Raw genomic sequence first — 9742 nt, forward strand, 5'->3', positions numbered from 1 at the left:
CGGGTGGCCTCGTTCCTCGGCCGCCCACTCCAGGAGCTCGGGCGTCAGCCCTGTGGCGTTTTCGGTCGGTCTTCCTGCTCGCTCCTTGTGCGGGTGGCCTCGTTCCTCGGCCGCCCACTCCAGGAGCTCGGGCGTCAGCCCTCCGTCACCCCGCGGTGCTCGTCAGCCGGGCCCAGACGGTCTTGCCGACGGGTTCGGCGGGCGAGTGGCCCCAGGAATCGCTGAGTTCGGCCACGATGCGCAGCCCGCGGCCGGACTCGGCGAACGGCTCGGGCTCGGGAATCGCGGGCAGTTCGGGGCTCGGGTCGGCGACCGCGCACACCACCGCGCGCTCCATCCGTACCAGGGCCAGCCACGCGGTGGGGTTCGGCGGCAGGGCGGGAGAACACAGCGCGTGCGTCACCGCGTTGGCCACCAGCTCCGCCGCGATGGTCGTGGCGTCGTCCACCAGGTGGTGGAGCTGCCAGCCCGTCAGGGTGCTGCGCAGAAAGCGGCGGGTGCGGCTGACGCTGTGAGGCGTGGCGTCGAAGCGGAGCGCGGCGAACCCGTCCCCGTCCAAGCCTGCGGGCACGCCCCAGGCGTAGCGCTCCCAGCGCAGGAGGGAGTCCAGTGCGCTGACACCGTTTTCGGCCACGGGCGGTATGCGTAAGGGGGGAGTGTCGCTCTCGAGGCCGGACGACTGGGCGATCATGCGGTTCACTCCTCCAAGTGAAGCCAGAAGAAGCCGGGATGCGGGCCAGGCGACGCCGTGCCGTGCACGCATCGAGACCACTGAGGCACTGACAGTATCGCTGGTGCGCGGCTGCTGATGCAATTGCAACGGAAAGTGCATTCGCAAGTGCTGCGCGGGTAGGTGTTATCCGTCGTGCCCTGTGATGCGGAAACAGTCGCACGGGGTGGCAGCTCATGAAGGAGTGATGCGAATGCAGCGGTTCCACAACGGGATGCCGGCCGGTTCGATAGCCGGTGCCGAATGGGTCAGGAGCGGCCGCAGCAACCAGAGCGGCAACTGTGTGGAGGTGGCCGCACTGCCCGACGGCAGCGTCGCGGTGCGCAACTCCCGCCACCCCGAAGGCCCCGCGCTCGTCTACACCCGGGCGGAGATCACCGCCTTCGTGGCGGGTGCCAGGGACGGCGATTTCGACACCTTCACCGAGTGAAACCGACTGAAGTCGGCCGATAATCATCTCTCGTGGCGCGGTCGTCGCGGGCTCTCCAGTGCAATACTGGTCTGTCCGGTATCTCCTGGGGAGCCCGCATGTCCGCCGCATCGCCTGTGTCACAGCTCGTTTCGCCCGTACAACTCGTCGAGCGGCGACCGGACATGGGCGCCAAGGCCATGGCCCGCGTGCTCGGCACCTACCTGCGCGCGCTGCGCGAGAGCCACGGCATCACCCCGGCCGCAGCGGGCCACCACATCAGGGCGCACGCCTCCAAGATCAGCCGGATGGAGACCGCCCACGTCTCGCTCAAGCTCCGCGACGTCGAGGACCTGCTGACCCTGTACGGCGTCGACGACCAGGAACGTGCGGAGATCGCCGCCCTCGCCCGGCGCTCCGCGCAGCCCGAGTGGTGGCACCCGTACGGCGACGTCGTCCCCGACTGGCTGCAGCAGCTCATCGGCCTGGAGCGCGACGCGCACGTGATCCGCACCTACGAGACGCAGTTCGTGCCGGGCCTGCTCCAGACACCCGCCTACGCACAAGCCGTGGTGCACAGTGGCCACCGGCTCGCCCCGTCGGCCGAGGTGACGCGGCGGGTCGAGTTACGCATGGAACGGCAGCGCCGCATGTCCGAGCCCGGCGCACCCGTACTGTGGGCCCTGATCGACGAGGGCGTGCTGCACCGCCCGGTCGGCGGCCCGCAGGTGATGCGCGAGCAGCTGCTGCACCTGCTCGACGTGCTGCGGCAGCCGGGAGTGCGGCTGCAGATCGCCTCGTACGAGGCCAGCGCCGCGGCCACCCCGGGCGCCGCGATCACCTATCTCCGCTTCGCGCAGGGCTTCCTGCCCGATGTGGTGTACCTGGAGCATCTGACCAGTGCGGTCTATCTGGACCGGCTGGAGGACCTGGACAAGTACCGTGCGGCGCTGGACGAGTTGAGCGCGCTGGCGGCCACCCCGGCGGCGAGCCGGGCGATGCTGGAGAAGGCGCTCCTCCGGTACGAGTAGGCCGGGTACGGGGAGGCGCCGGTCCGTCCGGTACGAGGACGCGTCCATCAGGTGCGAGGAGGCCGGTCCGTCACATGGAGGCCGGTCTGCCGTGGGCCGACGGGCGGGCGCAGACCTGGGCGGGGCCCCGCGCCGGGGCCCCGGAGACCACGATCAGACCAGGCGGGCGACGCCGCCGAACTCGATCCACTCCTGGCTGGGCTGCTTCGGGTCCAGGTCGTTGTCCGGGCGCCAGGTGGAGACCTCCACCAGACCCGGCTCCAGCACCTCCATGCCCTCGAGGAAGGCGTGGACGTCGCGCTCCCGCCGGACCTCGCCCCAGTTCCCGTGGGTGCTCTGATCCATGAACTCGGTGACGAACCGCCGGGTCTCCGCGTCCTCGCTGACCAGTTGGCACACCACCATGAAGCTGCCGGGCGGCAGTTTCGCGGCCACCCGGCGGACCAGGCCGGCCGGGTCGTCGCTGTTCTTGATGCAGTGCAGCACCGAGACGAACAGGGCCGCGACCGGCTCGTCGAGGTTGATCAGCCGCTCGACCTCGGGGTGGCTCCAGACACCCTCGACGTCCCGCATGTCCGCCTGGATGACCGCGGTGTTGTGGTTCTGCTCCAGCAGCGCGCGGCCGTGCGCCAGCACAATCGGGTCGCTGTCGATGTAGACCACGCGGGCGTCGGAGTGCACGCGCTGTGCGACCTCGTGGACGTTGTCCCTCGTGGGCAGCCCGGACCCGTGGTCGACGAACTGCTTGATGCCGTAGTCCTCGGCGAGCCTGCGCACCACGCGGCGCAGGAACTGGCGGTTGTTCACCGCGAGGACCTTGGTGCTCGGCACCTGCTGCAGTAACTCCTCGGTGGCCGCGCGGTCGGCCGGGTAATTGTCCTTCCCGCCCAGCAGGAAGTCGTACATGCGGGCCACGCTCGGCACCGTCACGTCGATCCTGCCGGTCATGGATACGTCGGTGTTGTCCATCGAGTCCCTCGTGCTGTGTCGGCGGTGCGTGATCCGGCGGTGTCTGAACAACCGGGTCGCGGAACGCCTCTCATCCTAGGGAGCGCCGATCTCGGGGTCGAGGGAACCGTCAAGGAGCCTTGTGCGCACAGCCGTTGAGGTTCGAACCCCCGTGGCTGCGAGGCAGGGCGAGGGCCAGCACCAGCCCGCTCCCGCCGGCCCTGGCGGCGGTCAGCCGGACGCCCCCCGGCAGCGTGGGCAGCGTCACGGTACGGGGTGCGAGCCGTTCGGCGAGGCCGGCCGTGGCCGGGACAGCGGCCAGCCGGTCCACCGGGAAGACCTGGCCGAGAACGGTGACATCGGCCGGCGTGACGGTGACCGAGTCGGCGGTCGCGGAGAGCCGGGTGCGTACGGTGACGGGCAGTGGAATCCCGCCCAGCCGGCCGCTGAGCACCAGACCGCCGGCTCCGTCGGAGCCCGGCGCGAGACCGCCGGCCGCACTGCCCAGCCGCTTGCGGAGTTCGCCGTACGGGATGGTGGCGGTGGCCGAACCGCCGCTGGTGGCGCCCCTGATGGTGACATCGTGCAGATCGGCAGAGACAGTCAGGCGGGTGCCGTCGCGCTGTACGTCGCGGGCGCTGATGTGGATGGTGCCCACTTTCCCGGTGAGCAGCCGCAGCCCGGCGAGGGTGCCCGAGAGCCGGGCGGAGACCTCCCCGGCGGGCCGCAGCCGGCAACTCGCGGCGTCCGCGATCCGCTGCCGGGCGGTGTGTTCCAGCAGCAGGTCGCCGACTCCCGCGAGAACGACGGCTGTTGCCGAGACGCCGACGGTGATCAGCAGGCGGCGGCGGGTACGGCGGGGCCTGGGCCGACCGGCGGGCGCGGGGGCGGACGCGGCGGGGTCGGCCGTGGCGAGACGGGTCTGCACAGGGACGGCCTTTGCGCGGCGCGTCCTTGTGAGGAAGGGCTTCATGGAGGTGAGGACGCGGGACGGCGCAGCGCGGAGCTTCACGAGGCGGGTTTTCCCATCCGGGACAGGATGCCCAGAGCCGTGGGCAGCAGGTTCATGGAGTGCGGCTCCGCGGCGGCCAGCAGTGCCCGGCCGACCGCGGTCAGCGGATCCTCGTCGGCCGGGCGCGCGGCCAACCGCTTCGCCACGACGGCGAACAGCTCGTCGCTGTCCGGCAGAAGCAGGGCTTCCTTGCCGTCGAGGTATCGGAAGAAGGTGCGCTCGGAGACGTTCGCGGCAGCGGTGATGCCCGCGACGGTGGTGGCCGCGAAGCCGTTCGCGGCGAACAGCCGTGCCGCGCTCTCCCGCAGGTCGTGGCGGGTCTGCTCCTTCTTCCGCGCGCGGAGCCCGGGTTCGGCCGGATGAGCTCTCATGCCGACAGCCTATGCAACGTGTCAGCCCTGTCGCTTTGTCGGCTCTGACACTTCGTGCGTAGGGTCGCGCCGGTCCCGGCGTCCTCCCGGAGGCGCGTCGTGTTCTTCCTCCCCGCACCGAAACCCGGGCCGGGCGGCAGCCCGGCTCGGCGCCATCTGCGGTCGCCACGCGGGACGGGTGGTCGCCTTCTGGCTGGTCCCGCTGGTGGCCGCGCCGGCCGGCCGCCACGTCGTCGGCCCGACCTGCAGCGACCAGATCACCCTGCCCGGCAGCCGGTGCGACCGTGGCGCCGACCTGCCCGCGCCCCGGCGAACGACCTCGCCGGCGAACTCGTCGGCCTCGGTGCCGCGTTGGACCCGGGCCGTTCTGCCGCGAGACCACAGGTGAGGGGCGCCCGGGCGGTCCCCGGTCAGCCCACGTCGGTCCAGGTCATCTCCTTGAGTTCCATGCGTGCGGCCGGGACGGAGCCCGGGAGGGTGGTCCAGTAGGGGTGGGCGGTGATGCGGACGGAGAGGCGTACGAGGCGGCGGCGCAGCACGGTGGTGTGCGTGCCCGCGGTGCCGGTCGCGGCCAGTTCGCGGTAGGTGGCGTACCAGTCGCGCTGGGCCTGGACGAGGTCGTCGGGGAAGGCGTGGGGCATGCAGGGATTCTGGCATATGTTCGAACAGGTGTGCGATGCGAGAGGTGTGGTCGTTCGAGCGGGGACGGACGCGGGGCTCACCTGCGGCCGAGGACCGGGCCGCCATCGGGGTCCGTACCGGGCTCGCGGTAGCGGAGCAGCAGCATCGCCGCGTCGTCGTGCAGCGGCCCCCGCGTATGCCGGATCAGGTCGGCACGCAGCGTTTCCAGGGCGCGCTGCGGGTCGGCGTCCGCCAGGAGATGGGCGCGCTCGCCCAGCGGGTAGAACGTGCCGGCGGCGTCCCGGGCCTCGGTCACCCCATCGGTGTAGAGGAGCAGTTGGTCGCCCGGCTGGAAGGTCACGGGGTACGGCACCGGCACCGCGGAGTGCTCCGGGCCGAACCCCAGGCCCAGAGGCAGCGAGTACCACGGCGGCTCCGGGAAGACGACCTGCCCGTCGGGACGGACGATCATCGGCGGCGGATGCCCGTAACTGAGCAGCGTCGCCCCGTGCCCCGCGCTGAGCTCGGCCATCAGCGCGGTGACGAACTTCTCGCCGCTGACGGTACGGTCGGCCGCGCGCTGCACCCGCTCGCCGACGCCCTCCAGGGTCTTCTCGTCGTACGCCGCCTCCCGGAACGCGCCGAGCACCACCGCGGCCGTCTCCACCGCCTCGAGCCCCTTGCCCTGCACGTCACCGATGATCACCCGCACCCCGGCGGGCGAGGCGACCACCTCGTACAGATCACCGCCGATCCGCGCCTCGGCCACCGCCGAGGTGTACGAGACGGCGGCGCGCAGATGCCCGGCGCTGCGGGGGACCGGCCGCAGCAGGACCCGCTGGGCGACCTCGGCGATCGACCGCACGCTGGCCAGTTCCGCCTCCCGCCGCTGCCGGGTCAGCGCGGCGATCGCACCGGCCACGGTCACCCCGATCACGGCGCCCACCGCGGCGAACCCCCGCCGTTCCGCGAAGAGTCCGTCCACCGCGCCCAGCGCGCCGACCACCGCGACGGCCAGCACGCCGATCACGGCCGTCCGTAACCACGTCCCCACCAGTCCCGCGAACGCCGGGCCGAGGGCGACCAGCGGCAGCAGGCCGACGCTCGCCCCGGCCACCCCGTCCACGGCGGCGACCAGGGCCATCACGGCATACGGGAGCACGGTCAGCGGCAGCGGCACCGGGCGGGGGCCCGGAGCGGTACCCGGCGGGGGCGGGCCCGCACCCGGGTCCGAACCGGAGCCGGATCCGGTGCCCGCGCCGGTACGCGAACGCGCACGCGACCCCGCGCCCGCGGAAGGGCGGCGGCCGATCCGGACTCGTCGCGGCACGGTGACCTCCCCTTCCCCCCGGAGTCTCCGGTCCCAGGCTCCGGGTGTGCGCCCGCGCGACCACTCGGTGGACGACACCTTACGCACCGTCACCGCGCCTGCATACAGTCCGCGGCCGGTGGACCGGCCGGGTGCTCCGGGGCGGCGGCGCGCGGTCCGCCGCCGCCACGGGGCACCCGGTCGGCCGACGCCCCGGGCCGGTCCGCCACGTCCGGGGCCGCCCCGCCGGCCCGGCCGGCTCCGGTTCACCCGGACCGGGCCCGGGGCGCCATGGGCCGGGGCGGTGGCCGCCGCCGGGCTGCCGCTCGGATCCGGCGATCTCACCCCGGGTTCACATCCCGGACTTCTGCGGGTCGTTGACGCCGGACGCGTGCGACGCGTCGTGGCCCGCGCCCGCGCGCTCTTCCCCCGGCGCCTCCCGGACGAGGCCTGCCCGCGGGCGTCGTACGAGAGGGACCCTGGCCACGTGCCGGGCCGCCCGCGCGACGAACTCGGGTCGCGGCTCGTCCTCGTCGGGCCGTTCCTCGTCCCGGTCACGGCGGAGCAGTGGACCTGACGGGAGGACTGGACCCGCGCATACAGGTGGCAGGGGCCCCGCCGAGGAGCTCGACGCCGAGCCGGTCGAGAGCCCGCTCGCCCGGCTCGGCACGGTCAGCAGGTGCGGCGTACCGGACCGTCCGCCCGGAGCCATGCCCCCGGGATCTGCCGCGAGCCGTCTCCCGACCCTCCCTCAGACGTCCCCAGCCACAAGGGGTCCAGAACCCGCCGTGCCGCGCATCCGAGTGGCGGCCCCCCCGGATGACCGACAAGAAATGGCGGGGGGCTACGGGCGCCCATAGCTTCGAGTCGCGCGGGCATGGCCGCTCCACCGACGGGGCTGTTGGCCGGTACCGCCAGGAAAAGTTCGGATCGACCGGTCGAAGAGCGGGTACCGCTCCGCCGGGTCAAGGGAAGGCAGGTATGGGCGATGCCCGTACGACAGGGAAAGTATCTCGCGGGAGTCATGACGGTCGCGGCGCTGGGCGCCGGGTTCGCGACGGCGCCCGCCGCGCACGCCGAGCGGAGCGTGCGCGTGGTGCATGAAGGTCAGTCCATCCAGGCGGCGGTGGACGCATCCGCCGCCGGGGACACCGTTTTCGTGATGCCGGGCACGTACCGCGAGAGCGTGCAGATCGACAGGAAGCTGACGCTGCGGGGCGCCGGCGCCGGGCAGGTGACGATCGAGCCGGCGGCCACCTCGGCCACCGCGTCGGCCACGAAGGCCGCCGACTCGGCCGCCGCGTGCGCCACCGCCGGACACGGCATCTGCGTCACCGGGACGGCCGACCACCCCGTCTCGCAGGTGCGGATCGAGTCCCTGACCGTCGAGGGCTTCCGCCAGAACGGCATCGACGCCTCCGGCACCGACCGGATGGTCGTACGGCACGTGCTCGTCAAGGACAACGGTGAGCAGGGCATCAGCCAGGAGATGTCCACCCGCGCCGTGCTCAGCGCCAACCAGGCGGTGCACAACGGCCAGTCGGGCATCTTCGTGGCGAACCTGGTCGACGCCGAGGGCGGCGCCCTCGACACCATGGGCACCGTCATCTCGGACAACACGCTGACGGGCAACCGGATCGGCGTCACCGCACGGCGGGTCAGGGCGCTGGAGGTCGAGAACAACACGATCACCGGCAACTGCGGCGGCGTCTTCGTCGTCGGCGACGAGAACACCCCGCACGCCGGCGACCTGGACATCCGGCAGAACGAGATCATCGCGAACAACGCGTACTGCGCCTCCAACGGCCGGCTGCCCTTCATCCAGGGCACCGGCGTGCTGCTCACCGGCGCGGAGGACACCCGGGTCACCGACAACCTGATCAGGGACAACGTCGGCACCTCGCCGATGTCCGGCGGAGTCGTGCTCTTCCCGAGCACCGTCGGCGTCGCCAACCTGCACAACCAGGTGACGGGCAACACCCTGTCCGGCAACGGTCCCGCCGACCTGGCCGAGCGCGACACCGCCGGCTCGGGCAACACGTTCACCGGCAACACCTGCCAGGTCTCGGAGCCGGCCGGTCGCTGCTGACCCGCCGTCCGCAATCCGCCATATCGCGACGCTCCCACCTCGTGCCCCGAGGTGGGACGCGTCATGACACCACCCAAGACCAGAGATTTCGACATCCCACACCTGAGAGCCGAGAACTGAGAAAGGCCGCCCATGACCATGACCAAGACGGCCCCGCGGCCCGCCGCGGGGCCGCCGGCCCAGTCGGCACCCCACCCGGGCATGGAGCTGCGGGAGATCGTGTTCGGTGCCGCCCGCGCCGCCGCGGTACGTGCCGCGGCCCGCATCGGCGTCGCCGACGCACTGGGCGACGCACCGGCCACCGTGGAGGAACTGGCCGCGGCGGTGAAAGCCGAGCCGCGACCGCTGAACCGCCTGCTGCGCGCACTCACCTGCTACGGCATCTTCGCCGACGCGGGCGACGGCCGGTACGTCCACACCGAGATGTCCCGGCTGCTGCGCAACGACGCCCCCGACAGCCTGCGGCACATCGCCCTGTGGTGCACCGAGCCGTGGACGTGGGAGGTCTGGCCGCGGCTGGACGAAGCGGTACGGACCGGCAAGGAGGTCTTCACCGGCCTGCACGGCAAGGGCTTCTTCGACTACCTGCACGACGACGCGCCCGAGTCGGCCGCGGTGTTCGACAAGGCGATGACCCGTTCCAGCACGCAGTCCGCGCGGGACATCGCCGACCACCTCGACCTCACCGGCGTCTCGTCGGTGGCGGACATCGGCGGCGGTCAGGGCCACGTCCTGGCCGCGCTGCTGGAGAAGCACCCCGATCTCAGCGGCACGCTGCTCGACCTGCCGAAGGTCGTCGCGAACGCCGATCCGCGGTTGCGGGACGGTGGCGCGCTGGCGGGCCGGGCCCGGCTGGTGCCCGGCGACTGCCGAGGGGAGATCCCCGTCGACGTGGACCTCTACATCATCAAGAACATCCTCGAATGGGACGACGAGAGCACCCGGAAGACCCTCGGCAACGTGGTGGCCGCCGCGCGGCCGGGGGCCAGGGTGCTGGTCATCGAGAATCTCGTCGACGACAGCCTGTCGATGCGGTTCACCACCGCCATGGACCTGCTCCTGCTGCTGAACGTCGGCGGGCAGAAGCACACCCGCGACAGCATGGTGGCCCGGATGACCGAGGCAGGTCTGACGGTCGGTGAGATCGCGGCGGTCAACCCGTACCTGCACGCCTTCCACGCCAAGGTGCCCGGGTAGCACACCGGGAAGACAGAAGACGGCA

Annotated in this window: 11 protein-coding genes; 5 read left to right on the top strand and 6 right to left on the bottom strand. The window is 72.2% G+C overall.

Features of this window, described 5'->3' with window-relative positions:
• Nucleotides 1-145 precede the first annotated feature (145 nt).
• The gene (locus VIW71_RS08865) at nt 146-691 is read right to left on the bottom strand and encodes an ATP-binding protein (RefSeq protein ID WP_331621492.1); all 546 of its coding nucleotides are present in this window, start codon (nt 689-691) and stop codon (nt 146-148) included.
• Between the two features lie 232 nt (nt 692-923).
• On the opposite strand from VIW71_RS08865, the gene VIW71_RS08870 reads away from it, so the two are divergent.
• Nucleotides 924-1160, top strand: a complete 237-nt coding sequence (locus VIW71_RS08870; RefSeq protein WP_331621500.1) for a DUF397 domain-containing protein — start codon at nt 924-926, stop codon at nt 1158-1160.
• Nucleotides 1161-1258: 98 nt separating this feature from the next.
• On the top strand, nt 1259-2170 hold the full coding sequence (locus tag VIW71_RS08875; protein WP_331621493.1) for a helix-turn-helix domain-containing protein: 912 nt from the start codon (nt 1259-1261) through the stop codon (nt 2168-2170).
• Nucleotides 2171-2323: 153 nt separating this feature from the next.
• Here the strand turns inward: VIW71_RS08875 and VIW71_RS08880 are convergent, their stop codons facing one another.
• From VIW71_RS08880 to VIW71_RS08900, 5 genes are all read right to left on the bottom strand, one after another.
• Nucleotides 2324-3139, bottom strand: a complete 816-nt coding sequence (locus VIW71_RS08880; RefSeq protein WP_414720702.1) for an SAM-dependent methyltransferase — start codon at nt 3137-3139, stop codon at nt 2324-2326.
• 109 nt (nt 3140-3248) lie between these two features.
• Nucleotides 3249-4046, bottom strand: coding sequence for a DUF2993 domain-containing protein (locus tag VIW71_RS08885; protein ID WP_331621495.1), 798 nt, complete (start codon nt 4044-4046; stop codon nt 3249-3251).
• A gap of 80 nt (nt 4047-4126) precedes the next feature.
• Nucleotides 4127-4501, bottom strand: coding sequence for a TetR family transcriptional regulator (locus VIW71_RS08890; RefSeq protein WP_331621496.1), 375 nt, complete (start codon nt 4499-4501; stop codon nt 4127-4129).
• A 410-nt stretch (nt 4502-4911) separates the two neighbouring features.
• Nucleotides 4912-5142, bottom strand: a complete 231-nt coding sequence (locus VIW71_RS08895) for a hypothetical protein (protein WP_331621497.1) — start codon at nt 5140-5142, stop codon at nt 4912-4914.
• Between the two features lie 77 nt (nt 5143-5219).
• Nucleotides 5220-6266: a PP2C family protein-serine/threonine phosphatase gene (locus tag VIW71_RS08900; protein ID WP_331621502.1), complete on the bottom strand. Its 1047-nt coding sequence runs from the start codon at nt 6264-6266 to the stop codon at nt 5220-5222.
• 556 nt (nt 6267-6822) lie between these two features.
• Here VIW71_RS08900 and VIW71_RS08905 point away from each other — a divergent pair.
• The 3 genes from VIW71_RS08905 to VIW71_RS08915 all read left to right on the top strand — a co-directional run bounded on the left by VIW71_RS08905 (nt 6823) and on the right by VIW71_RS08915 (nt 9717).
• Nucleotides 6823-7008, top strand: a complete 186-nt coding sequence (locus VIW71_RS08905) for a hypothetical protein (protein WP_331621498.1) — start codon at nt 6823-6825, stop codon at nt 7006-7008.
• Nucleotides 7009-7419: 411 nt separating this feature from the next.
• A complete protein-coding gene (locus VIW71_RS08910; RefSeq protein WP_331621499.1) occupies nt 7420-8520 on the top strand; it encodes a right-handed parallel beta-helix repeat-containing protein in 1101 nt (366 codons plus the stop codon).
• A gap of 138 nt (nt 8521-8658) precedes the next feature.
• Nucleotides 8659-9717, top strand: a complete 1059-nt coding sequence (locus tag VIW71_RS08915; RefSeq protein ID WP_331621503.1) for a methyltransferase — start codon at nt 8659-8661, stop codon at nt 9715-9717.
• The last annotated feature ends 25 nt before the right edge of the window (nt 9718-9742 follow it).

It is taken from the genome of Streptomyces sp. (genome assembly GCF_036524955.1).
GTDB lineage: Bacteria > Actinomycetota > Actinomycetes > Streptomycetales > Streptomycetaceae > Actinacidiphila.